At 64.8% G+C, this 21,517-nt stretch carries 32 protein-coding genes; 15 read left to right on the top strand and 17 right to left on the bottom strand.

The window, feature by feature from the left end; translation table 11 throughout:
- Positions 1 to 42 precede the first annotated feature (42 nt).
- The gene (locus tag LY254_RS11865) at positions 43 to 270 is read left to right on the top strand and encodes a DUF6447 family protein (RefSeq protein ID WP_247477366.1); all 228 of its coding nucleotides are present in this window, start codon (positions 43 to 45) and stop codon (positions 268 to 270) included.
- Here the strand turns inward: LY254_RS11865 and LY254_RS11860 are convergent.
- Positions 248 to 1,171: a helix-turn-helix domain-containing protein gene (locus LY254_RS11860; RefSeq protein ID WP_247477365.1), complete on the bottom strand. Its 924-nt coding sequence runs from the start codon at positions 1,169 to 1,171 to the stop codon at positions 248 to 250. The two genes, LY254_RS11865 and LY254_RS11860, sit on opposite strands and share 23 nt — an antisense overlap.
- Positions 1,172 to 1,469: 298 nt before the next feature.
- Here LY254_RS11860 and cysS point away from each other — a divergent pair, with 298 nt between their 5' ends.
- Positions 1,470 to 2,915 (top strand): cysteine--tRNA ligase, encoded by a 1,446-nt coding sequence (gene cysS, locus LY254_RS11855; RefSeq protein ID WP_247477363.1) that lies wholly within the window; start codon positions 1,470 to 1,472, stop codon positions 2,913 to 2,915.
- Here the strand turns inward: cysS and LY254_RS11850 are convergent.
- From LY254_RS11850 to LY254_RS11840, 3 genes are all read right to left on the bottom strand, one after another.
- Positions 2,912 to 3,127 (bottom strand): hypothetical protein, encoded by a 216-nt coding sequence (locus LY254_RS11850; protein WP_010315743.1) that lies wholly within the window; start codon positions 3,125 to 3,127, stop codon positions 2,912 to 2,914. The genes cysS and LY254_RS11850 overlap by 4 nt on opposite strands.
- Before the next feature lie 23 nt (positions 3,128 to 3,150).
- Positions 3,151 to 4,509 (bottom strand): sodium-dependent transporter, encoded by a 1,359-nt coding sequence (locus LY254_RS11845; RefSeq protein WP_247477361.1) that lies wholly within the window; start codon positions 4,507 to 4,509, stop codon positions 3,151 to 3,153.
- Between the two features lie 66 nt (positions 4,510 to 4,575).
- Entirely contained in the window at positions 4,576 to 5,514 is a 939-nt protein-coding gene (locus LY254_RS11840; protein WP_247477359.1) for a DUF368 domain-containing protein, read from the bottom strand.
- 75 nt (positions 5,515 to 5,589) lie between these two features.
- Here LY254_RS11840 and LY254_RS11835 point away from each other — a divergent pair, with 75 nt between their 5' ends.
- Both LY254_RS11835 and LY254_RS11830 read left to right on the top strand, forming a co-directional pair.
- Entirely contained in the window at positions 5,590 to 6,813 is a 1,224-nt protein-coding gene (locus LY254_RS11835; protein WP_247477357.1) for a 1-deoxy-D-xylulose-5-phosphate reductoisomerase, read from the top strand.
- Positions 6,810 to 7,163: a ferredoxin gene (locus LY254_RS11830; RefSeq protein ID WP_247477354.1), complete on the top strand. Its 354-nt coding sequence runs from the start codon at positions 6,810 to 6,812 to the stop codon at positions 7,161 to 7,163. Before LY254_RS11835 ends, LY254_RS11830 begins: the two co-directional genes overlap by 4 nt.
- On the opposite strand, the gene LY254_RS11825 is transcribed toward LY254_RS11830, so the two are convergent.
- From LY254_RS11825 to LY254_RS11800, 6 genes are all read right to left on the bottom strand, one after another.
- On the bottom strand, positions 7,145 to 8,155 hold the full coding sequence (locus LY254_RS11825; RefSeq protein WP_247477352.1) for a YheT family hydrolase: 1,011 nt from the start codon (positions 8,153 to 8,155) through the stop codon (positions 7,145 to 7,147). The two genes, LY254_RS11830 and LY254_RS11825, sit on opposite strands and share 19 nt — an antisense overlap.
- 50 nt (positions 8,156 to 8,205) lie before the next feature.
- Positions 8,206 to 9,621: an NAD(P)(+) transhydrogenase (Re/Si-specific) subunit beta gene (locus tag LY254_RS11820; RefSeq protein ID WP_010315731.1), complete on the bottom strand. Its 1,416-nt coding sequence runs from the start codon at positions 9,619 to 9,621 to the stop codon at positions 8,206 to 8,208.
- Positions 9,618 to 9,917, bottom strand: a complete 300-nt coding sequence (locus LY254_RS11815) for an NAD(P) transhydrogenase subunit alpha (protein WP_010315729.1) — start codon at positions 9,915 to 9,917, stop codon at positions 9,618 to 9,620. The genes LY254_RS11820 and LY254_RS11815 overlap by 4 nt, the downstream gene beginning before the upstream one ends.
- Positions 9,914 to 11,035, bottom strand: coding sequence for an NAD(P) transhydrogenase subunit alpha (locus LY254_RS11810; RefSeq protein ID WP_247477348.1), 1,122 nt, complete (start codon positions 11,033 to 11,035; stop codon positions 9,914 to 9,916). Before LY254_RS11810 ends, LY254_RS11815 begins: the two co-directional genes overlap by 4 nt.
- Positions 11,036 to 11,098: 63 nt before the next feature.
- Positions 11,099 to 11,767 (bottom strand): SDR family oxidoreductase, encoded by a 669-nt coding sequence (locus LY254_RS11805; RefSeq protein WP_247477346.1) that lies wholly within the window; start codon positions 11,765 to 11,767, stop codon positions 11,099 to 11,101.
- 4 nt (positions 11,768 to 11,771) lie between these two features.
- Positions 11,772 to 11,948, bottom strand: coding sequence for a hypothetical protein (locus LY254_RS11800; protein WP_198001912.1), 177 nt, complete (start codon positions 11,946 to 11,948; stop codon positions 11,772 to 11,774).
- A 116-nt stretch (positions 11,949 to 12,064) separates the two neighbouring features.
- Between LY254_RS11800 and LY254_RS11795 the strand changes: the two genes are divergently transcribed.
- From LY254_RS11795 to trxB, 3 genes are all read left to right on the top strand, one after another.
- Positions 12,065 to 13,540: a DEAD/DEAH box helicase gene (locus LY254_RS11795; protein ID WP_247477344.1), complete on the top strand. Its 1,476-nt coding sequence runs from the start codon at positions 12,065 to 12,067 to the stop codon at positions 13,538 to 13,540.
- Between the two features lie 97 nt (positions 13,541 to 13,637).
- Entirely contained in the window at positions 13,638 to 13,883 is a 246-nt protein-coding gene (locus LY254_RS11790) for a hypothetical protein (RefSeq protein ID WP_010315719.1), read from the top strand.
- A 124-nt stretch (positions 13,884 to 14,007) separates the two neighbouring features.
- Positions 14,008 to 15,378, top strand: coding sequence for a thioredoxin-disulfide reductase (trxB, locus tag LY254_RS11785; protein WP_247477342.1), 1,371 nt, complete (start codon positions 14,008 to 14,010; stop codon positions 15,376 to 15,378).
- A 54-nt stretch (positions 15,379 to 15,432) separates the two neighbouring features.
- Here the strand turns inward: trxB and infA are convergent, their stop codons facing one another.
- Positions 15,433 to 15,699: a translation initiation factor IF-1 gene (gene infA / locus LY254_RS11780; protein WP_010310444.1), complete on the bottom strand. Its 267-nt coding sequence runs from the start codon at positions 15,697 to 15,699 to the stop codon at positions 15,433 to 15,435.
- Positions 15,700 to 15,877: 178 nt separating this feature from the next.
- Here infA and LY254_RS11775 point away from each other — a divergent pair, with 178 nt between their 5' ends.
- From LY254_RS11775 to LY254_RS11765, 3 genes are all read left to right on the top strand, one after another.
- Complete coding sequence (locus LY254_RS11775; RefSeq protein WP_247479908.1) at positions 15,878 to 16,561, top strand: pseudouridine synthase; 684 nt, start codon at positions 15,878 to 15,880, stop codon at positions 16,559 to 16,561.
- Positions 16,562 to 16,752: 191 nt separating this feature from the next.
- Positions 16,753 to 16,896 carry a hypothetical protein gene (locus LY254_RS11770; protein ID WP_247477340.1) on the top strand — a complete coding sequence of 48 codons (144 nt, stop codon included), beginning with the start codon at positions 16,753 to 16,755 and terminating at the stop codon, positions 16,894 to 16,896.
- A 4-nt stretch (positions 16,897 to 16,900) separates the two neighbouring features.
- Entirely contained in the window at positions 16,901 to 17,239 is a 339-nt protein-coding gene (locus LY254_RS11765) for a hypothetical protein (RefSeq protein ID WP_010315700.1), read from the top strand.
- On the opposite strand, the gene LY254_RS11760 is transcribed toward LY254_RS11765, so the two are convergent.
- Positions 17,236 to 17,484 (bottom strand): hypothetical protein, encoded by a 249-nt coding sequence (locus LY254_RS11760; protein WP_010315697.1) that lies wholly within the window; start codon positions 17,482 to 17,484, stop codon positions 17,236 to 17,238. The genes LY254_RS11765 and LY254_RS11760 overlap by 4 nt on opposite strands.
- An 89-nt stretch (positions 17,485 to 17,573) precedes the next feature.
- Between LY254_RS11760 and LY254_RS11755 the strand changes: the two genes are divergently transcribed.
- Positions 17,574 to 18,080 carry a hypothetical protein gene (locus tag LY254_RS11755; RefSeq protein ID WP_247477338.1) on the top strand — a complete coding sequence of 169 codons (507 nt, stop codon included), beginning with the start codon at positions 17,574 to 17,576 and terminating at the stop codon, positions 18,078 to 18,080.
- Here LY254_RS11755 and LY254_RS11750 read toward each other — a convergent pair.
- Positions 18,077 to 18,262 (bottom strand): hypothetical protein, encoded by a 186-nt coding sequence (locus LY254_RS11750; protein ID WP_010315693.1) that lies wholly within the window; start codon positions 18,260 to 18,262, stop codon positions 18,077 to 18,079. The genes LY254_RS11755 and LY254_RS11750 overlap by 4 nt on opposite strands.
- Positions 18,263 to 18,422: 160 nt before the next feature.
- On the opposite strand from LY254_RS11750, the gene LY254_RS11745 reads away from it, so the two are divergent.
- Positions 18,423 to 18,587: a hypothetical protein gene (locus tag LY254_RS11745; protein ID WP_010315691.1), complete on the top strand. Its 165-nt coding sequence runs from the start codon at positions 18,423 to 18,425 to the stop codon at positions 18,585 to 18,587.
- Positions 18,588 to 18,594: 7 nt separating this feature from the next.
- Here LY254_RS11745 and LY254_RS11740 read toward each other — a convergent pair whose 3' ends face one another.
- Positions 18,595 to 18,765 (bottom strand): hypothetical protein, encoded by a 171-nt coding sequence (locus LY254_RS11740; protein WP_010315690.1) that lies wholly within the window; start codon positions 18,763 to 18,765, stop codon positions 18,595 to 18,597.
- Between the two features lie 147 nt (positions 18,766 to 18,912).
- Here LY254_RS11740 and LY254_RS11735 point away from each other — a divergent pair, with 147 nt between their 5' ends.
- From LY254_RS11735 to LY254_RS11725, 3 genes are read left to right on the top strand one after another with little or no spacing between them, the layout of a single operon-like run.
- A complete protein-coding gene (locus LY254_RS11735) occupies positions 18,913 to 19,077 on the top strand; it encodes a hypothetical protein (RefSeq protein WP_247477337.1) in 165 nt (54 codons plus the stop codon).
- 7 nt (positions 19,078 to 19,084) lie between these two features.
- Complete coding sequence (locus LY254_RS11730; RefSeq protein WP_247477335.1) at positions 19,085 to 19,624, top strand: DUF2808 domain-containing protein; 540 nt, start codon at positions 19,085 to 19,087, stop codon at positions 19,622 to 19,624.
- Between the two features lie 11 nt (positions 19,625 to 19,635).
- Positions 19,636 to 20,118 carry a hypothetical protein gene (locus LY254_RS11725; protein WP_247477333.1) on the top strand — a complete coding sequence of 161 codons (483 nt, stop codon included), beginning with the start codon at positions 19,636 to 19,638 and terminating at the stop codon, positions 20,116 to 20,118.
- Here the strand turns inward: LY254_RS11725 and LY254_RS11720 are convergent.
- Genes LY254_RS11720 through petM form a run of 3 tightly spaced genes read right to left on the bottom strand, consistent with a single transcriptional unit; the run spans position 20,115 to position 21,515 of the window.
- Positions 20,115 to 20,330 carry a hypothetical protein gene (locus tag LY254_RS11720; protein WP_010315681.1) on the bottom strand — a complete coding sequence of 72 codons (216 nt, stop codon included), beginning with the start codon at positions 20,328 to 20,330 and terminating at the stop codon, positions 20,115 to 20,117. The two genes, LY254_RS11725 and LY254_RS11720, sit on opposite strands and share 4 nt — an antisense overlap.
- A 60-nt stretch (positions 20,331 to 20,390) precedes the next feature.
- Positions 20,391 to 21,353: an NAD(P)H-binding protein gene (locus LY254_RS11715; RefSeq protein ID WP_010315679.1), complete on the bottom strand. Its 963-nt coding sequence runs from the start codon at positions 21,351 to 21,353 to the stop codon at positions 20,391 to 20,393.
- 60 nt (positions 21,354 to 21,413) lie between these two features.
- Positions 21,414 to 21,515: a cytochrome b6-f complex subunit PetM gene (gene petM / locus LY254_RS11710; RefSeq protein WP_010315676.1), complete on the bottom strand. Its 102-nt coding sequence runs from the start codon at positions 21,513 to 21,515 to the stop codon at positions 21,414 to 21,416.
- Between the last annotated feature and the right edge of the window lie 2 nt (positions 21,516 to 21,517).

The following is a 21,517-nucleotide window of genomic DNA, read 5'->3' as shown; positions in this document are numbered from 1 at the left end:
AGGCACAGCGACATCGGACATTCCTACCTTCATTCCCAAGTTATGGAACAACCCACCATCACCCGTACAGAGAACGGCACCCCAGCCGCGACACTCACCATCGGTGATCGGAGCTATCCGATTGCAGATCTCAGCGATGAAGCCCAGAAACTGGTCAAAGCTGCCTACGACTGTGAAGCACAGATCACCAGGCTTCGGCGCGATGTTGATTATCTGAGCATCGCCCATCGAACCCTGCTACAGGAGCTCACAAACCGTCTACCCGACTAATCACCCGGCCTGCGCGCTGGCGGGTCCGACTCGGCAGTTCACCGAACAGTCGTTTGTAATTGGCAGCCATCCGCCCTGTGGGAGGCAAACCCACCAACGCGCAGGCTTCTCTTAAATCAAGGCGCTTCAAAAGATGCTTCCGCAGACTGACCAGACGGATCTCCTGAAGGGCCTGCAGAGGCGTGCAGCCACGCACCTTTTGAAAGGACACCTGAAGTGTGCGCGCAGAGATGTAGCAGGACTGACACAGATCCTGCAGAGCGATCACCTCGGACATGTGGCTTTCCATGTAAGCCATGGCACGCTCCACATGCAGAGCATGGGCATCCTGCACAGAACCGTGCGGCAACTGATCACGCCCCACCAGCCCGCTTGCCATCACCGCGAGCACGGAGGCTTCAAGTGGCAACGCCAATGTGGAGCGCGCTTCACCCTCGGGCCGGAGTGCCAACTGCAGCAACCGCTCGCAGCAAGCCAGTAACAACCTTTCCTGTCCCGCCAGGGCATCCAGCAACAGGTGCAGATTGGGCTGGGCGACACCCTGGCGTTGGCAGAGATCCAGAAGGCCCTGCAGCGGCAGCTGCATCACCAGAGCCGACAGCACATCGGATCCCGCAGTCAACGCGAGCGGATCGTCCGGGAGCAGCACACAGCCCACTTGATTGAGCACCGCCGTGAAAGAACGTCCGGCTGCCACGCCCTGAAAGCGGCCCCGGGTTGGGATCACGACGCTCACCATGGCGGGATGATGACGAAAGCGCAGATCAGAGATCCCAGCCGCCGACATCTTGAGGACGGTGAGCTGTGAACCCCGATAGGTTTCGACCTGCACATCGCGGATCCTCGGCCCACCAAAAGCTGAGTCTCGATTCAGCTGGAGTCGCGACAGCCAGGCGGCCATCTCAGGCTCCACCTGCAAGCCCAGATGTGCTGTTGAGATCACCTTGGGCCAGGACAACTGGTCTTACCTAGAGATCACCGAGAACAGCAACGCAGAGCCAAGCAGATCTGCACAGGAAAGAGGCTTGATCCGAAGCGAGCGCCGACCAGTGCGCCGCAGTCTCACTCGCCTCAAAGCGGCATCAAGACTGGACTAACTCAAGGTGTCTCTTCGTCCGTTTGACCTGATTGGGCCGGCGGATGTGTGTCAGCACGTGTGCCACGATCCATGCGGCCCGGACCTCAGCTCGACCGCACCTGTGACCCTGCGCCTCACCAACACCCTCACCCGCCGCGTTGAGGACTTCCGGCCGCTGGAGCCGGGCAAGGTCAGCATCTATTGCTGTGGGGTCACGGTCTATGACCTCTGCCACCTGGGCCACGCCCGCAGCTACATCGCCTGGGACGTGCTGCGCCGCCACCTGCGCTGGAGCGGCTACGCCGTGACCTTCGTGCAGAACTACACCGACATCGACGACAAGATCCTCAACCGCGCCAGCGAAGAGGGCAGCTCGATGGAGGAGGTCAGCGAGCGCAACATCGACGCCTTCGTCGCCGACATGGGGCGTCTGAACATCCTGCCGGCGGATCGGATGCCGCGGGCCACCCGCAGCCTCGATGCCATCCGCGGCCTGATCAGCGAGCTGGAGTCCAAAGGGGCGGCCTACTCCGCCGATGGAGACGTCTACTTCGCCGTGATGAAGCACGCCGGCTACGGCAAGCTCAGCGGCCGCGATCTGGAGCAACAGCAGGACAACGCCGCCGGTCGGGTGGCCAGTGCCGAGGAAGCCCGCAAACAGCACCCCTTTGACTTCGCCCTCTGGAAGGGAGCCAAACCCGGCGAACCCAGCTTCCCCTCCCCCTGGGGCCAGGGGCGCCCGGGCTGGCATATCGAGTGCTCAGCGATGGTGCGCGAGGAACTCGGCGACACCATCGATATCCACCTGGGCGGTGCCGATCTGGTCTTCCCGCACCACGAGAACGAGATCGCCCAATCGGAAGCCGCCACCGGCAAGGAGCTGGCCCACTTCTGGCTCCACAACGGCATGGTCAATGTCGGCGGCCAGAAGATGTCGAAATCCCTCGGCAACTTCACGACCATCCGCGCCCTGCTGGATTCCGGGGTCTCGCCAATGACCCTGCGCCTCTTCACCCTGCAGGCCCACTACCGCAAACCCCTCGACTTCACCGCGGAAGCCCTCGAGGCCGCCGCCACCGGCTGGAAAGGACTGAACGCCGCCCTCGGCCTCGCCGGCGACACCAGCATCGCCGCCTCACAGTTGCCAACCGCCCTGGCGGATGCGCGCGGACGCTTCGCCGCGGCCATGGACGATGACCTCAACACCTCCGCCGCCCTGGCGGTGCTGTTTGAGCTGGCCAAGCCCCTGCGGGGTCTGGCCAACCGGATCGAGCGCGGCGACGCCAGCGCCCAGGGCGAACTGGAGCAAGCCAGCCATCAACAGCAACTGGCCCTGCTGCTGGAGCTGGCCGAGGTCGTCGGGCTGAAGCACGAGGGAGCCGAGGGCAACGCCAGCGGCGGCGGCGGTCCGAGCGACGCTGAGATCGAAGCGCAGATTGAAGCCCGCAAGGCGGCCAAAGCCGCCAAGGACTTTGCCGCCGCCGACCAGATCCGCGACGAACTCAAGACCCAGGGGATCGAACTGATCGACAAGCCCGGCGGCCTGACGGAGTGGCTCAGGGCCTAGGGCTTGGGAGCCTGCTGGTTTTTCATCATCTGCTCGATCTTGCGAATGCGGGTGGCCGTGGTGCTCCAGACCTCCTTCTGAAACCCGGGCTCACACTCCTCGACCAGGGTCTCGATCGGCTCGCCCCGCTCAAAGGCCTCCCAGAGCTGACGCTCCAGCTTCGCCCGCTCAATGAAGTTGAAGCGCTGGAGCCACTGGGGACCGATGGCCATGGGGAGACGAAAGCTCCGCTCAGTTAAGCGCCAGCGCCGCTCCAGCTCTTGGCCAGATCGATGATCGAGATCAGCAGGCCCAGGCTGATGGCCGGCACCGAAATCCAACGCAGGGACCAGCGCAGAAGCCGCACGAGCTCAGGCGAGGACCCCGACTCCAGCAGATCGCTGCGGAAGCGATCAGGCACCTGCCAGCCCAGCAGCAGGGCCAGCAGCAGGCCACCGGCGATCAGGCAGACCCCGCCAAAGAGGGCATCCATCCGCTCCAGCACCCCAATGTCCAAAGCAGAAGGAAGGCCGATCACAGCAATCAGCAGCACCATCAGCCAGACGGCCCTGGAGCGGCTCCAGCCCAGGCGATCCATCAACGAGCTCACCGGCACCTCCAGCAGCGAGACCGATGAGGTGATGGCGGCCACGTAGGCCAATAGGAAGAAGACAGCCGCCACCACCCGGCCACCGCCCCCCAGGGAGGCCAGCCCCGTCGGCAGGCTGATGAAGAGGGTGCCCACGGTGCTGCCGCTGACCACATCCACCAGACCAAAGCTGGCCACCAGCGGGAAGGTGATGCAGCCGGCCATCAGGCCAACGGCGGTGTCCATCCCGACGACCGCCACGGCCTCACCGGGGAGAGCGCTCTTGCGATCGAGGTAGGTGGCGTAGGCCAAGATCGCGCCGATGCCGGTGCCGATCGAGAAAAAGGCCTGGGTGAAGGCGTTGCGGATCGTGCCCAGGTCCGTGAGCTTGCTGGGATCCCAGCGCAGCAAAAAACCGCTGTAGCCCGCATGGGCTCCGGGCAGAAAGGCCGCCCAGATCGCCAGGGCCAGCAGCAGGAGAAACAGCAGGGGCATGGCCCAGCGGGTGAGGCGCTCGATGCCGGCCTTGATGCCGGCGGCAACCACCACCCCGGTGAGGGCCAGGCTGATCAGGTGCCCCAGCACCGCATCACCGCCGCTGCTGATGCCAGCGAAGAAGCGCTCCGCCGCGGGAATGTCGGCTGGGAGCGGCGAACTCAAGGCATGGATCAAGCTGCGGCCCGTCCAGCCCATCAGGACGGCGTAGTAACTGAGGATCCCCATCGCAGCGGCCAGGAACAGCCAACCCAGCGGGGCCCAGCGGCGACCGCCGGCGGTGATCGGAGCTAGCAGGGGGGCGTGGCCCGTACTGCGCCCCAGGACCATCTCTGCCACCAGCACCGGCAGACAGACCAGCGAGACGATCAGCAGGTAGAGGAGCACAAAGGCCGCCCCGCCCCCCTGGGAGGCCCGATAGGCGAAGCCCCAGAGGTTGCCCAGACCGACCGCGCTGCCTGCGGCGGCCAACACGAAGCCCAGAGACGAGCCCCACTGCTCGGGGGGGTGACCACGATCGTGGGACGTCATCGGGGCAGCAAAAAGCAGCCCCCAGTTTCACCGGCGGGGCAAGGGAGCTGCATCAACGGATTGGACTCAGCCGCCCATCTCCGCAGCGCCCATGCGCTCTTGAATCCGCTCGAGGCCCAACACCAAAAGCACACCCAGCCCCATCAGCAGCAGGGCCAGGGCGAAGGCCGAGCCGCTGGGGGGCGCCGCCAGGGCATCCCGCAGGACGATCAACTTGCCCTTGGCATTCGTGGTGCTCTCCAGCACGGTGCGGAAGGGCCAGATCTTCCAGAGGGAGCCGGCCATGAAACCCATCAACAGGGCCACGGTCTGGCCATGCCAGCGCTTCAGCAGCCAGCTCAGCAGACGCACAAACAGCAGCAGCCCCGTTGCACAGCCCAGGGCGAAGGGCACCAGGGTCGCCAGATCCAGGGCCTTCACCCCTTCCATCACGTACTGGTACTGGCCGAGCACCAGCAGCAGAAAGGAGCCGGAGACGCCCGGAAGAATCATCGCCATGATCGCCACGGCCCCGCTCCAGAAGATCGTGAAGGGATCGTGGGGCATGGTCACCGGCGTACGGGTCACCAGCAGCAGCGCCGCCGCCACACCCACCACCATCGCCACCAGGCCGGCAGCGCCCCAATGGGCATGGCGGGCGATCAACACGATCGAACCGACGATCAGACCAAAGAAAAAGGCAAAGAGCAGGGCCGGCTGGTTCACATAGAGCCAGGTGATCGGACGCACCAGCACAAGGACTGAACCGAACAGGCCAGCCAAAAGGGGCAGCAAAAAGCCCAGGTGCACCCGCTCGGCGGCCTCCGCCCAGGCGCCGCGTCGCAGGAGTCCGAGGAGCTCGAAGTCAAAGCCCGAGACAGCCTCCAGCAGGGTGCCGTAGATGCCGAGGATGAAAGCCATCGTGCCCCCCGAGACCCCGGGGACCACATCGGCGGCGCCCATGGCGAAGCCACATCCCAGGACGTAGGGCCAGCGCTGGGGCGCCGCCGGGTTCTGCTCGGCCATCGCGGATCAAAGGAGTGCCGGCAACGCTACGCGCCTGGAAATGGGAAACTGGCCGCTGATCCCTGGAGCTCCGCCGTGAAAGCCCTCTCCGTGCTCGGCTCCACAGGCTCAATCGGTACGCAAACCCTCGAGATCGTCGAGGAGTTCCCCGATCGCTTCCGCGTCGTCGCCCTGACGGCCGGGAACAACCTCGATCTGCTGATCCGCCAGATCCAGAAGCACGCCCCTGAGGTGGTTGCCCTGGCGGATGAAGCCAAACTCCCGGCCCTGCAGGAGCGGCTCCAGGCCCTCTCCGCCAGTGAGCGCCCCGCCAAGTTGCCGGAGCTGGTGGGCGGCACGGACGGGCTCTGCACCGCCGCGGCCTGGTCCAGCGCCGACCTGGTGGTCACCGGAATCGTGGGCTGCGCCGGCCTGCTGCCCACCCTGGCGGCGATTCGCGCCGGCAAGGACCTGGCCCTGGCCAACAAGGAGACCCTGATCGCCGCTGGTCCGGTGGTGCTGCCGGAGCTCGCCAAGAGCGGCTCGCGCCTACTGCCCGCGGACTCCGAGCACTCCGCCATCTTCCAGTGCCTGCAGGGCACCCCCTGGGCTGACACCGCCCGGCTCTCCACCGGTGTGCCGACGCCGGGTCTACGCCGGATTCAACTGACCGCCAGCGGCGGTGCCTTCCGTGACTGGGATGCGGCGGATCTACACAAGGCCACCGTGGCCGATGCCACCAGCCACCCCAACTGGAGCATGGGTCGCAAGATCACCGTCGACTCCGCCTCCTTGATGAACAAGGGTCTGGAGGTGATCGAGGCCCACTACCTCTTCGGTCTGGACTACGACCACATCGAGATCGTGATCCACCCGCAGTCGATCATCCACTCGATGGTGGAGCTAGCGGATTCCTCCGTGCTGGGCCAGCTGGGTTGGCCCGACATGAAGCTGCCGATCCTCTACTGCCTGAGCTGGCCGGAGCGCCTGGAGACCCCCTGGCGCCGCCTGGATCTGACCGAGGTGGGGCAACTGACCTTCCGCAAGCCCGACCCCGCCAAGTACCCCTGCATGGAACTGGCCTATGCCGCCGGCCGCGCCGGGGGAACGATGCCCGCGGTGATGAATGCCGCCAACGAGCAGGCCGTGGCGCTCTTCCTCGAGGAGAAGATCCACTTCCTCGACATCCCGAAGCTGATCGACAGGGTTTGCGATCGCCACAAGGCTGACCTCATGGCCCATCCCTCCCTGGACGACGTGCTGGCGGTCGACAGCTGGTCCCGTCAGGCGGTGCGTGAAGCTGCAGCCGTCTCTGTTTGAGCCAGCCGTTGATTCAGCACCACCTGCTGCTCTGCGCCACCCCGGCAAAGGCGCTCTGCAGCCCCGACCCAACCGTCGGCCCTGAGAGCTGGACTGCCCTCAAGCGCCTGGTGCGGGAGTGGGGCCTGGAGGATCCAGCACGCCCTGAAGGGATCGTGCTGCGCAGCAAGGCCGATTGCCTCCGCATCTGCGCCGAGGGTCCGGTGCTCTTGATCTGGCCCGAGGGAATCGTCTACGGCGGGGTCACCGCTGAGCGCATCGAGCGGATCCTGAGGGAGCACGTCATCGGCGGCGCCCCCATCGAGGAGTGGATCGTCAAACGGATGCCCTTTCAGGCGAGCAAGGCCTGAAACCAGCGGGCGGTGAGCTGATCGGTCCAGCAACCGCCGCGGCCATGGAAGCCGTTATGGCCGCCCTTGGCGGTCACGAGCAGCTGTAAGCGCTCATCCTGGAAGGCTTCCAGGCTTCTGGTGGGCTCCACGGGCACCCAAGGATCATCCTCGGCGTGAATCAGCAGGCAGGGGGGCAGCTCTCGCCGGATCCGGGGCTCCTGCAGACGCCAGAGGGGACTGGCCTGGCGGTAGTAGTCGTCCACCGAGCCATAGCTCCAACGGGGAGCCGTGATCGCCGCGTCAAAAGCTCGGATGCTCTCGAGGGGCCCCTCCAGGGCCTGACGCTCGGCGTCCGTCACCCCAAACGGATCGGCCAGGGTCTGGGCCACCAGCCGCTTCAAGAGCCAATGCTGATAGAGGCGGTTGCGGGGCAACTCGATCTGGCGGGAGCAGCTCTCCAGATCGACTGGAGTGCTGATGGTGACCAGCCCATCCAGCAGTGGCGCCTGGGGATCGAGACCGGCCGTGCGGCGCTCCAGTGAGCTGGAGGTCAGGGCATTGAGCAGCTTGGTCCCGCCCAGGGAAATCCCCATCCCAAGCAGGGGGAGGCCAGCGGCCAAGCTGCGGGCCTGGCGCAGGACCGGCAGCAGATCGCGATTGCTGTTGGCCGCATAGGTGCCGCGAGCCAGGGCACGGCCGTCGCCGGCGCCGCGCATGTTCAGCCGAAGCACGGCAAAGCCGGCGCGCTGGAGGGTGTCACCCATCCGCCTCAGTCCGCCGCGCTGGCTTGATCCCCCCAGTCCATGCATCAACAGCACGAGGCCAAGGGGCTCCGGCCCGGAGAGGGGGGCATCCCACTTGGCGAGGAGCTGATCGCCATTGCCCACATCAAAGGGCAAGGGCTGCCCCTGATCGGGGGGAAGGGCATCCGAGCGGAAGGTGTCCCGCAGGGTCTGCAGATCGCCGTTCAGCCAGGGGAAGCGAGGCTCAAAGGGAGGCTCACCGTCCATGGAAAAGGGGCCCCGAGGGCCCCCAATGCTGCTCATTGACGAGGAGCGAATCAAGCGCCCTTACCGACGCCCTGGCTGCGCAGTTCAGCGCAGAGGCCCTGCAGCACAGCCTTGGCATCACCGAAGACCATGGCGGTTTGGGGCAGCTCAAACAGGGCGTTCTTGATGCCGGCATAACCGGCGCCCATGCTGCGCTTGACCACGAACACCTGACGGGCCCCGTCCACCTCAAGCACGGGCATGCCGTAGAGGGGGCTGTTGGGATCGTTCTTGGCGTCGGGGTTCACCACGTCGTTCGCACCCAGGACGATGACCACATCGGTGCGGGGGAACTCGGGGTTGATGGTGTCCATCTCGAGCAGCTGCTCGTAGGGCACATCGGCTTCCGCCAGCAGCACGTTCATGTGACCCGGCATGCGGCCGGCCACCGGGTGGATGGCGTAGCTGACCTCGGAGCCATTGGCTTCGAGCATCTTGGCCAGCTCGCGCAGGGCGTGCTGGGCCTGGGCCACGGCGAGGCCGTAACCGGGGACGAAGACCACGCGCTCAGCGCTCTCGAGGGCCATGGCGCACTCCTCGGGGCTGCAGCTGACGATCCGGGTATAGCCGGCTTCTTCGCCGCCACCACCAACCGGAGCAGCGCCGCCCAGGGCACCACCGAAGAGAACGCTCACCAGGGAGCGGTTCATGCCGTCGCACATCACCTGGGTGAGGATCAGGCCAGCGGCACCGACCATGGCGCCCGCCACGATCAGCAGCTGACTGCCCACCACGAAGCCAGCGGCGGCAGCCGCCACGCCGGAATAGGAGTTCAGCAACGAAATGACCACCGGCATGTCGGCACCGCCGATGGGCAGGGTCACGCCAATGCCAAGCAGGCTCGAGGCCACCACCAGCAGCCACAGGGACGAGCCAGCGGGATCGCCGGGGAGGGCAAAGGCACCCACCAGAGCGGCAACGGCGATGGCGATGTTCACGCCATGGCGCACCTGGCTCTGGGTCCAACCAGGGGTGTCGATCCAGCCCTGCAGCTTGCCCATCGCCACGATGGAGCCGCTGAAGGTGATCGCACCCACGAAGACCGAGATCACGATGGACACCAGGGCCACCATGTCCGACTCAGCGGAGTTGTAGAGGGCCACCGCAATGGCCACCAGCAGGGAGGCCATGCCACCGCAGCCGTTGAAGAGGGCGACGGTCTCCGGCATGGAGGTCATCGGCACCCGGCGAGCCGTGATCAGACCCAGCAGGCCGCCAGCGGCGGTACCAACGGCAATCCAGACCCAAGCCACCGGCGAGGGCGCCAACTGAATCAACAGACCCACCACGGCAAGGCCCATGGCCAGGGCAGCCAGGCCGTTGGCGGAGCGGGCAGAGCGAACCTTGGAGAGGCCCTTGAGGCCCAGGGCCAGCAGCAGGACCGCCAGCAGGTCAATCAGATAACCAAACAGCGCGAGGCCACTCATCGGCGTGCTCCTGACTTCTTGCGGCTGAACATGGCGAGCATGCGGTCGGTCACGAGGAAGCCCCCGATCACGTTGAAGAGGGCAAAGCCCAGGGAGACCGCGCCGAGGATCAACATCCCGGGGTTGCCCTGGGCCTGAGCGATCAGGGTCAGGGAGGCCAGCACGGTGATGCCACTGATGGCGTTCGCGCCGCTCATCAGGGGGGTGTGCAGGGTGGGGGGCACCTTGCCAATCAGTTCCAGACCCAGGAGGCTGCCGAGCAGCAGCACCCAAAGGGCTTCATTCAGGCTGCTCATGCAGCACCTCCGGCAGATTCAGGGGCGTTGTGGCTGAACAGGCAGCCCGAGACGATCTCGTCGTCCAGATCGAGATTCACCGAGGAGGCACCCTCGGCGGTGGTGTTGAGCAACAGCTCAAGCAGCGCAGCGATGTTGCGTGCATAGAGGGCACTGGCGTGGTTGGCCACGCTGCAGGGCAGGCCATCGCCGCCGATCAGCTGAACGCCGTGGCGGATGACGGTCTGGCCGGGCACGGTGCCTTCGCAGTTGCCGCCTTGGGCGACCGCCAGGTCAACCACGACGCTGCCGGGACGCATGTGCTGCAGCATCGCGTCATCGATCAGACGCGGCGCCTTCTTACCCGGCACCTGGGCCGTGCAGATGACCATGTCGGCCAGGGCCAACTGTTCGGTGAGTTGACGGCGCTGCTCAGCGAGGAAGGCTTCTGTGGCCTGCTTGGCGTAGCCACCGGCTTCGCCGGGCTTCTGATCCAACTCAGGCGGATCAATAAAGCGGCCACCGAGGGACTCCACCTGCTCCTTGGCGGCGGGGCGAACGTCGCTGACGTAGGCCACGGAGCCCAGGCGGCGGGCGGTCGCCAGGGCCTGAAGGCCCGCAACGCCGGCACCCAAGATCAGGGCGCGGGCCGGCTGAATTGTGCCCGCGGCCGTCATCAGCATCGGCACGTAGCGATCCAGGGCCGCCGAAGCGAGCAGAACGGCCTTGTAACCAGCGATGTTGGCCTGGGAGGAGAGCACGTCCATGCTCTGGGCCCGGCTGATCCGAGGCAGCAGCTCAAGGGCGAGTGCGCTCACCTGAGCGGACTGAAAACGCTGTTTGAGGGCGTCGTTGCCGTGGGGCTCAAGCAAACCCAGAAGCAGAGCTCCGGCTTTCGGGGAATGCTTCTGGGCCAGATCCGAACCCTGGACCGTCAGAACGACGTCCGCTTGAGACCACTGCTCAGCACTGGGGTCCGTCAGCGCAGCACCGGCCTCTTCATAGGCCGCGTCGTCGTAACCGCTGGCCTGACCAGCGCCCCGCTCGACGACAAAGGTGCAGCCGCGTGCCGCCAAACGGCGCACGGTTTCGGGAGTGGCCGCGACCCTGGTTTCACCAGGACGGCACTCCCTTGGCACTAAAACACGAATCAATGTCTCGACCCTGGGTTGAGGCAGATTCGCATACGGCCGTAAGCGTTCTCAAGCCAACCAGCTGGCAAGCGCAGGGGGTTCAGGGGCCGGAACGTCCGGAACAGTGCTGGTGATCTCAATGATGCGTCCCGCGCTGGCTGGGACCTCCAAGGCATCCAGGCAAACCCGGGCCACCAGGCGGCGCGGAAGGCTGCCGTCCTCCTGTTGATCAGGACCGGAGAAGCGCAGCTCCTGCGCGGCGATGTCCTCCTCGGCTTCCTTGAGGCCCCCCGGGCGAACAATCGTGACCTCTAGCCCGCTTTGTTCGAGCCACTGCTCGCCGAGGCGTTTCCAGACCAGGATCAGGCCAAAGAGGTTCAGCGGGTGCAGCCAACGGCCCGCACAGAGGGAACTCACCAGCACCAGGCGCTTGAGGCCGACGGAGCGGCAAGCCTCCAGCTGCTGGCGCACGCCAAGGGCATCGACTTTCAGGGGGCCCAACAAATCAATACTGGGTCGAGCCCCGGTGGCGATGACCAGGGCATCGCAGCCGCGCAGGGCCTGTTGCAGGGCCGCGCTGTCGTTCAGCTGGAGGCGATGCACCTCGGCTCCCTCCAAACCAGGTGGGAGGACTGAGCCAGGTCGGACGATCGCCCGAACCTCGAAACCGCGGGCCAGGGCCTCGGCGACCACTCTCCAGCCGGTTTTGCCGGAAGCGCCGGTGACCGCGACTCGCATGGACTCAGAACAGGGGCAGAAGCTCCTGTTCTAAGCAGCGGGCCTGGGGACTGGAGCCCTGTCGGCGCAACTGGCGCGCCCGCAGGATCATTGGGTCCAGATCGCATTCCAGAGACAGCGCCTCCTCAAAGCGCTGCCGAAGCTCGTCTGGGGTGAGTGCAAACAGAAAACGCTCATCCATGGGCAACAGGGGCAAAGCCCGGGAGCGGGTGATGGCCGGAAGTTAGTGCCTCCAGCGCCAATGCGAATAGGTAGAAGTGCCCAACTTTTTTGGCCGAATCGCCACACAATGGCGGCATGCCATCGCTGTCCTTCGACCTGCGCGTTCCCCGGCGCGCTCCGGCTGCCGCCAAGGCTGTTGAGCAGCGGCCGCTCAGCAACCTGCAACCGCGGCAGTGGCAGACCCAGCTGATCCAACTGCTGCGGCGCCGGCTGGAAACCAACCGGGGCAGCGATGTTCTGATCAACGCCGGGCCCGGGGCTGGCAAAACCCTCGGGGCCCTGCTGAGCTTTGAGCGGTTGCTTCGGGAAGGCCGGCTGGAGCGCTTTCTGGTCTTCTGCCACCGCAGCTCCATCGCCGCCCAGTGGATTGCCTCTGCCGAGCGGCTCAACCTGAAGATCCAGGACTGGCAACCGGGCCTCTGCGGCAGCGACCTGGCGGACAGCCAGGGCCTATTGCTCACCTATCAGGCGGCGGGCCGCAACCTGGAGTCCCTGGAGCATCAGCTCAGGCAGTGGGGCTGGGGTCCCTGGCTGGCCATCGCCGATGAGGTGCACCACCTCGGGGTCGACCCAGAGGAACCGGAGGCCACGGCCTGGGGCCATGCCTTTAGCCGGCTCAGCCAGAGCGCCCAGTTGCGCCTGGGGCTCACCGGCACGCCGTTTCGAGCCGACAACCTCGGCTTCTGCGCCGCCCGGCGGATCCAGGTCCATGACGGCCAGGAGTGGGTCGAGCAGATCGCTCCTGATCTGAGTGTCGAGCCCAGGGAATTGATCCAGGCCGGTGACGTGCGCCCCCTGGAATTCCGCTTCCAGGACGGCTGGGTGGATCACGGCCGGCAGGGGGAACTGTCAGACACCGAGCGCTCGCCCCTCTCCCAGGAAGAGCGCGAGAGCTGGCGGGCGCGGAACCTGCGGCGCGCCATTCGCCTGGGGGACAGCAGCAGCATCGCCCTGCGGCTGCTGCTCAATGCCCGCAAACGGCTGGAATCCGTTCGGCGCGAGCATCCCGAGGCGGGCGGCCTGGTGGTGGCCCGTGACATTGCCCATGCCCGCCGGATTTGCGGACTGCTGGAGGAGGAAGGGGACCGGGTTCAACTGGTGCACTCCCAAGACCCCGAAGCCGCAGAACGCATGGAGCGCTTCAAGGCGGGCGATTCCGACTGGCTGGTGAGCATCGACATGTGCGCCGAGGGCTTCGATGCACCGAGGCTGCGGGTGGTGGCCTACCTCACCACCGTCGTCACCCGCACTCGCTTCGTGCAGGCCATCACCCGAGCCGTTCGCATGAATGGAGAGCGGGCCAGCGCCGAGAGCGTGCCGCGGCACCCCTCCTACGTCTTTGCCCCAGCCGATCCGCTGCTGATGCAGTACGCCCGGACCTGGTCCCTGAGCGAGCCCTACGTCCTGAGGCCGAAAAGCAGCGACGCTCCGGAAGAAGCAAGTGGACAAAACCGAGGCGCCAGTTTGCCGCTGCAGGCCGTCGAGGATGGTGCCGGAGGGGTGATTCGGGTGCGAGGACCACGCCTTCCTGACTTTTTAATGCAGCAATGACTACATCGAATATTCAGCACTGAATGCGAATTTGTGCGAATCAAGCCCGGAAAGCGGCACTCCAGCCGCCAACCTGGTCTCAACCGCACGGAGAACCATGCACGGTTCAACCCAACGGCGCATCTCGGTCGCAAGCAACTGGGCCGTCACTCGCATCGCTTACCTGGATGATCGCGAGCTTTATGAAGACAGCTACGCCCTGACAGAGGAGTTCCGGGAATGGATCCTCTGCGCCGACGACCAGCCCGAACTGATCCTGGACCAGGTCTTGATGGTGCCCAGCTTCGAGAAGGGCTCAGAGAACGAAACCAGCAACGAATCCGACGGCCTACTTGAAATCTAAAGAGAATCTTTAGACCTTCCCGTTTATTTGCTCTGGCGAAGGGGATACGGACAACCGTCCAGCCCCTCCCCAATCGCCGCCAGGGAGATCCCTAAACTAAAGCGAAGTCATTCCGCTTTAGGCCATGGCCGCTGGCGCGCCCGGATCGGTTGAAAACCTCGTCATCGTGGGCTCCGGCCCCGCCGGCTACACCGCAGCGATCTACGCCGCCCGGGCCAACCTCAGCCCTGTGGTGATCACGGGTTTTCAGGATGGCGGAATCCCTGGCGGTCAGCTGATGACCACCACCCACGTCGAGAACTTCCCCGGCTTCCCCGATGGAATCCTCGGCCCCGAGCTGATGGACCGGGTCAAGGCCCAGGCCGTCCGCTGGGGCACCCGCTTAATCGAGGCCGACGCCGAGGCCATCGACCTCTCACAGCGCCCCTTCCGGATCCAGGCGGACGGGCAGACCATCCAGGCCCACGCTGTGATCCTGGCCACGGGTGCCAGCGCTAATCGCCTGGGCCTCCCCAGCGAGCAGCGCTTTTGGAACGCCGGCATCAGCGCCTGCGCCATCTGTGATGGTGCGACCCCGCAGTTCCGAGATGTGGAGCTGGCGGTCGTCGGCGGAGGCGACTCCGCCTGCGAAGAAGCGGTCTATCTGACCAAATACGCCAGCCGCGTCCACCTGATCGTGCGCAGCGACAAGCTCCGCGCCAGCAAGGCCATGGCAGACCGGGTGCTGGCCAACCCCAAGGTGCAGGTGCACTGGAACCGTCAGGTGGCGGACTGCAGCGGTGGCGAGTGGCTCGAGGCGATCCAGCTCAAGGATCCCGCGACCGGCCAGAGCGAAGAGCTCCCCGTGCGGGGCATGTTCTATGCCATCGGCCACACCCCCAACACCCGCCTGGTGCGCGAGCAGCTCAGCACCGATGGCAAGGGCTACCTAATCACCCAGCCGGGGCGCCCCGAGACCAGCCTTGAGGGGGTCTATGCCGCCGGAGACGTGGCCGATGCGGAGTGGCGCCAGGGGATCACGGCCGCCGGTAGCGGCTGCCAGGCCGCCCTCGCCGCCGAACGCTGGCTGACGGAGAAGGACCTGGCGGTCACCGTCAGCCATGAGCCCGTCGATCCAGCCGAGGTGGGCGAAACCAAGCGCACAGCCGTCAGCGATGAGGCCAACTTCAGCAGCGATGCCCTGTGGCAGAAGGGAAGTTTTGCCTTGAGGAAGCTGTATCACGACAGCACCAAACCGCTGGTGGTCGTCTACACCTCACCCACCTGCGGCCCCTGCCACGTGCTCAAACCGCAACTCAAGCGCGTCCTGGATGAACTGGGAGGACAGGCCCAGGGCATCGAAATCGACATCGAGGCCGAACAGGAGATTGCGCAGCAGGCCGGTGTCAGCGGCACACCCACCGTTCAGGTCTTCCTGAACAAGGAACTCAAGCAACAGTTCCGCGGGGTCAAGCAGCGCAGCGAGTTCAAGGCGGCGATCGAAAGCCTGCTCTAGGCGGTACGGGCCACAAAAAACCCCTGGCCGCTCCGGCCAGGGGTTGAAGAGTGATCAACGACGACGGGGACCGCCAGGACGGTTTCCACCTGGACGGGGGCCGGCGTTGGCGTTGCGCTCGCGGTAGGTGATGCGACCGCGGCTCAGGTCGTAGGGGCTGATCTCCACCAGCACCTTGTCGCCCGCCAGCAATTTGATGCGGAACTTGGTCAGCTTGCCGGCGGCGCGGCAGAGGCATTGGTGGCCAGCGGGCTGCTCGAGGGTGACCAGGTAGAACCCGTTGCCCTGTTCCTTCTCGATGACGCCGGAGGTCTCAATCATGCGCTGCTGCTAGTGGCCAACCCAAGTGCTCTCCACAGCTTAGTTGTCGCTAGGGTCGCGGCTCACGATTGTTTTGGCAGCCAGCATGGTTCTCCCCCCCGTTTCGATGGATCTGGGTCTGCTGATGATCTCGATCGGGGTTGTGAATCTCTGGAAGGCTCGCCAGGCCTCCTGAACCCTGACCACCCTCCTGTTCCACAAGCCCTACGGCGTTCTCAGTCAGTTCACCCCTGAAGAGGGCAGTCGCTGGGGTTGCCTGGCCGATTACATCGAGGTTCCCGGTGTCTATGCAGCGGGGCGGCTGGATGCCGATAGCGAAGGCCTGTTGCTGCTGACCAGCAACGGAAGACTGCAGCAGAGGCTGACCGATCCCTCCTGGGGCCACTGGCGCCGCTACTGGAGCCAAGTCGAGGGCATTCCCAGCGAGGATGCCCTCAACGCCCTGCGCTCAGGGCTGGTGATTCAGGGCCAACGCACCCTGCCCGCCCAAGCGCAGGCCCTGCAGGACCCGGGTTGGCCCGAGCGTGATCCACCCATTCGCGTGCGCCAGAGCATCCCCACCAGCTGGCTGCAGCTGGAGCTCCGGGAGGGGCGTAACCGGCAGGTGCGGCGGATGACCGCGGCCGTCGGACTGCCCACCCTGCGGCTGCTGCGGGTGGCGATGGACCTGATGGATGGAGGCCCACCTCTCAGCCTGGACGGGCTGGCACCGGGCCAGTGGCGATCGGTTAATGACGAAGAAGATCGACGGCTTCAATCCCTGCTGCAATCAGGCCGGGGCGGCCGCGCGGGGGGCGGAAAGTCGGGCCGCGCTGGAGGCTGGGGGAAGGGTGGCGTCGCCAAAGCCAAATTCCGGAGATAAGACAGGGGAAACGCGCGCGCTTCCCCATGGACTACGCCGTGCCCCTACTGGTTGCAGGCATTGTGAGCGCTCTGGCTCTCTATGGAGTGCGAGAGTTGATCCGTGAAGTTGCCGTTGTGCTGGCGCACAAAGGCCATGCCGGGAGCAGCTAAGCATTGAGGAGCGCTGGGGATCTGCTTCGAACAGCAGCGGTGCTCAGCTTCTGGGTCCTACTGGTCAGCACTGCCGTTCTCTCCTCTCAGCTGCGGCTGCAGCGCTCCAAAAACAGCATTGATTTTTGCGACCAGGACAGCCTGAGCAAGGTCTGCAACTTCCACGCAGTGCTCACGGACTGATTCGGTGAAACAGCTACCTGGCCGCCAACGCCCCCGCTGGATCACGGTCCTGCTGCAGGGTTGCGCCGCCGTGGTGGCCACGATCTGGCTGGCCAGCCTGTTGCCCTATCTGTTGCTGATGGCGCTGGTGGTCAGCCTGATGCTGATCCCGACTCTCCGGCGCCTGCGCAAGGAGGCCGAGCAGACGGTCGCCGCGCAACAACGCAATCCCTTCCAGGGGACTCCGCTGGAGCCGTTTTTCGAGAACCTGTACCGCCAAGCGGCCCCACGGCCGATGGTGGATGTCACACCACCCCACCGCAAGCTGATCCGCACCTTCTGGCAGTGGCGCCAACGGCGCTAGATGCGTTCCCGGTGCTTGGTTCGTAGGCGCTCAGTCACCAAGACCCCTTTGGTACCGAAATCCAGGCCATCCACAAGGGCGACCTCGGCCTCAATGCCCTCGGCCCTGAGCTGCTCGATCAGCCCCTTCATCACCTGCTCCTCCACCAGCTTCTGGTCCAGGCGGTCGGGGGTCAGCGCCTCAAACAAGCGGTTGGTTTTGGCCGCAACGACCTTGGAGGCGTTGGTGATTTTTAAAACCAGCATTCGCCTGAATCGAGGCCGCGCCCGGTAGTCCTAATCGCTTCATCCAGGCTCCGCAATCGCTACGGTCTGCCAAAGGGGGAGATCGGGCGATGGGGGATTCCGAGCAGTTCGTCAAAAACCTCGTGGGCGATGTGCGCCAACTGCTGCGCGCGCCAGCCAATTTGGTCAAGGCGGAACGGGAATGGTCCCTCTCCACAATCTGCGCTGTGATCGATGCCCGAAACAGCGCTCCGCAGGTGGTCACCACCCACGTCGGCACGATCAATTCAGTACTGGTGGCCAGTAGTGCCCTCGATCACCCCTTACTGCAGTCCTTTCTCAAGCGAGCCAGGGAAAGTGACCCAGAGCGAGCCCTAACGGAATTCCTCGATAGTTCCGAGGCGGAGGACTTCACCGAGGTCTATGAGCGTTATCGCGAAGAGCGCGAAGAGAAGGGCCATGCGGTTTGGTCCGTCGGCGATTCTGCAGCCTTTGTGGCCAAATCTCGGGAGGCCTGGAAAGACCGCGAACTGGCCTGCGTTGCGATCACTCCAGGACCGACCAGCAATACCCACGGGGTCCTCACCTTCTCCCTACCCCTGGACTGGCTCTCCTAGCAGGAGAGGCCCTGCTGGTGCTCGATCGCCCACTTGGTGGCGGCCTTTTGGGTCTGCCAAGCCTGCATCAATTGCTTGGCTAGATCGCGCAATTGGTCCGGATCCGTTGTGGCATCCAGAGCGCGATTGAAACGCTCAATCTCAAACTGCTGACCAACCGTGAGTTCGATCGCGTTGGACATTGCGCCTTCAGTCGATGACTGATCGAAACGTATCGGGCTGAACCAAGCAAGACGTAACAGCAGCTACGAGTCAGCGCGATTGTCAGTGTTTCAGGTTGTAAGCAAAGCCACGCCGCCTCGTCCGCGCAGTTGAGAGTGATGGTCTTGCAGATGCAATCCGATGCAGCTGAGTTGGGCCCAACATCTGCAAACAGCCCGACTGATCGAGCGCAGCAGCCATCAGGATTGCGGTACTGCCCTCGCCCTCATGGGCATGGCCCTGCTGGTCCTCAGCGAAGACCTAGCCCGCGCTCAAGAGCAAGAACGGGCTGCGGTCCTGAGCTGACAGCTCCTCAGGCGCTCTTGAGGTCGCAGTGATCGTCCGCGTGGAGTTCCTGATCGGCCACGAGTAACAGGTCCATCAGGCTGGCGAAGTCATGCTCTGAGAGCTCGCCGCTGGGCTGCCACTTCAGGCAGGTCCTCCGTTCGCAGCTTCCGGATTCTGGGTGCCGTTGATCAGCCATCGTCCCCTCCTCTGGCTGTGGTTCTTTTCCTACGACGAGGGAAAGAGTGGTGTCCAGAGCAGAAATACCGGGCCTTACGCAAACATGAAGACCCGCCCAAGGACTGGCCTGTTAGTGCTGGAGTGGACCAGGCGCAAGCGGTGAGACATGGAACAGCACGGTTCTTCAACTGCAGACCAGGCGGCCGCCGACCGGGACTGGCAGGTGCACAACCCTCGGGTCTCCAGCAAGCAACTCGAAGCACTGCGGCAACAGGAAAAGCTGGTGGCCCACCGCGTGCGCCTGCAACAGCAAAAGGATCTCGCGGCCTAAGCAACGGATGGCACGGGTCCAGCGCTGGTTCCTGCTCGGGGCATTGAGCCTGGGAGCAGCGACGCCTGGCCGATCCCTTGAACTCAACGGTCAGAGCTATTTCACCCAGCCCCCCTGGAGGGTGGAGTTCACCAACTACGACTGGCTCGTCGACCAGGGGGGGCCTGAATATTTTTTCACCGTCTCACTGGCGCAGAACGCCGGGGCAGATCTCGGGGGACTGGTGATCACACAAACCTCAGGCAGCGATCAGACCTTCTGGATTGACCCCACACAAACCACGGCGTTCTTCGGGCGCCCGCGCCAAGAGGGGACAGCGATTCCGGTCCGCGCCCAGTTCCATGAACAAAAACGGATCATGCGACTGGAGTTTCCCGAGCCACAGCCCGCGGGTTCGACGCTGACCGTGGTCCTGCGGCCACCCAACAACCCCTCCCTCAACGACCTCTATCTCTTTGCAGTCGAGGCCCTGCCAGCGGGCCCCAACCCTGCTGCTGCACCCCTGGGCTTCGCCAGGATGGAGATCCTCGATGACTGGGGGCGCTAGAGACTGCTGCCATGGCAAAGGACAGCGGCATCCAGGCTCTGGTGGAGAGCGTGCGCGAGGAGCTAGCGGACATCGCCCGCCAGGCAGAAGCGCAGGCGAGCTGGTCCCTTGCGCTGCCTGTGGCCGTGATCGATGCCCGCAAACCACCCACCCGGGTCTACGCGACGGCGATTGGAACGATCGGATCGGTGCTGCGCATCTCCCGCACCGTGGATCACCCCTTAATCCAACAGCTCTTCGTGCTGCATGAAGAGATCGGACCCGAGCCAGCGATTGAGGCCCTGCTCAACGGAGCCGATGGCGAGGAATTTGCTGAGCTTTGGGAGGAATACAGAGAAGAGGCCAAAGGCGAGCTGGTCTGGGGGGCGAACGACGCGGCTGCCTTTGTGACCAAGAGCAAGGCCTGCCATCAAGACCATGAACTCGCTCTAGTCGCCTTGGTTCCGGGACACCTCTATTCCTGCGGTGTCCCGATCCGCTCCCTCACCGCCTAGCCCAGGGCGTCCTTCAGCTCACGCACCACCTGGAGCTGCCCGTAGTAGTAGTTGGCGCGGGCACGGCGATCGGCATCCTCCATGCTGTCGACCACGTCAAAACCGACGGTCTGCCAGAGATCACTGCCGCAGGCGCGGCTGACCTCTTCGACGGCCTCTTGCTCAAGCAAACCGAGACGACGCTGCAGGTTCTTGATCTGAGCAATGGCCACCGAGCTACCTCAACACTGATTCAATAGTACAAGCGAACCACTCACTGCGCCAGAGGGGTGTCAGAAGGGGAGCTTCTTCTTGGCGTCCTTGTCCAGATCGGCCTCCATGTCGCGCAGGCGCTTGAGGATCGTGTCGTAGTACTCCTTCAGGTAGGCCTCCATCTCGGTCGTCTCCGCGGGGTCCAGGCCGAAGGCGGCATAGCTCTCCTCCATCGGAGCCGACAGGGGCTCGCCACCGCCCATCACCTTGTCGAAGGCCAGGCGTTCCGCCACGTTCACGGCGGGCTCAAAGAAGGAGCTGAAGCCCTGCATCAACCGCAGCAGGAAAGGCTGCACGCGAATCACGCGAGCACTCTTGCCGGTGTACTTCTCACACATCTGGGTGATCTCACCGGTGCTCCAGGCCCGATTTCCCACCACCGGGAAGGCCTTGCGGCTGGTCTCCGGGCGAGCCAGGGCAGCCACCGCAAAGCGGGCCAGGTCCTGGGTGTTCATGTAGGCAATCGGGGTCGGCGTGCCGCTCACCCAGACGGTCTGGCTTTCCAGAACCGGAATCGCGATCTGACTAATCAGGCCCTGCATGAAGGCCACAGCGCGCAGGATCGTGTAGTCGAAGTCGGAATCGATCAGGGCCTGCTCGGTGCAGTGCTTGATGTCCATCAACGGGACATCGCGATGCTTCTCGGCCCCCAGGAGGGAGAGGAAGACAAAACGCTTCACCCCGGCGCGCTCACAGGCGTTCAGGAGATTGAGCTTCCCGGTCCAATCGGTGTCGTAGACGCTGCCCGCATCCGTGGCCCGCGCCGTCGCGGCATCAATGACAGCCTCTTGCCCCTCTAGGGCGTAATCGAGGCTGTCGGGCTCCAGCAGGTCGCCGCGGGTCAGTTCACAGCCCCACTCCTGCAGGAAGGCCGCCTTGCGCGGCGAACGCACCATGCAGCGGACCTGATGGCCGGCATCCAGGGCCTGACGCGCGATCTGGCGACCCAGGGTTCCGGTTCCACCGATCACCAGGACCTGCATCGGGCTGACTCGAAAGACGCCCGAGCCTAAAGGCGAGCCGAACCGGCCCGCGATCAGGGATCAGTTGTCGCCTTGGAGCTTCAGCAGCAGGGCACCGCCCACAAGACCCAGGGGAATCAGAACCCAGAACAGCGCTGCGGTGCCGAAGATTTCCGAGGCCATGA

It is taken from the genome of Synechococcus sp. NB0720_010 (genome assembly GCF_023078835.1).
Lineage (GTDB): Bacteria > Cyanobacteriota > Cyanobacteriia > PCC-6307 > Cyanobiaceae > Vulcanococcus.
Note: the sequence above shows the minus strand (reverse complement) of the source record. Positions and strands in the feature narration are given on the sequence as shown.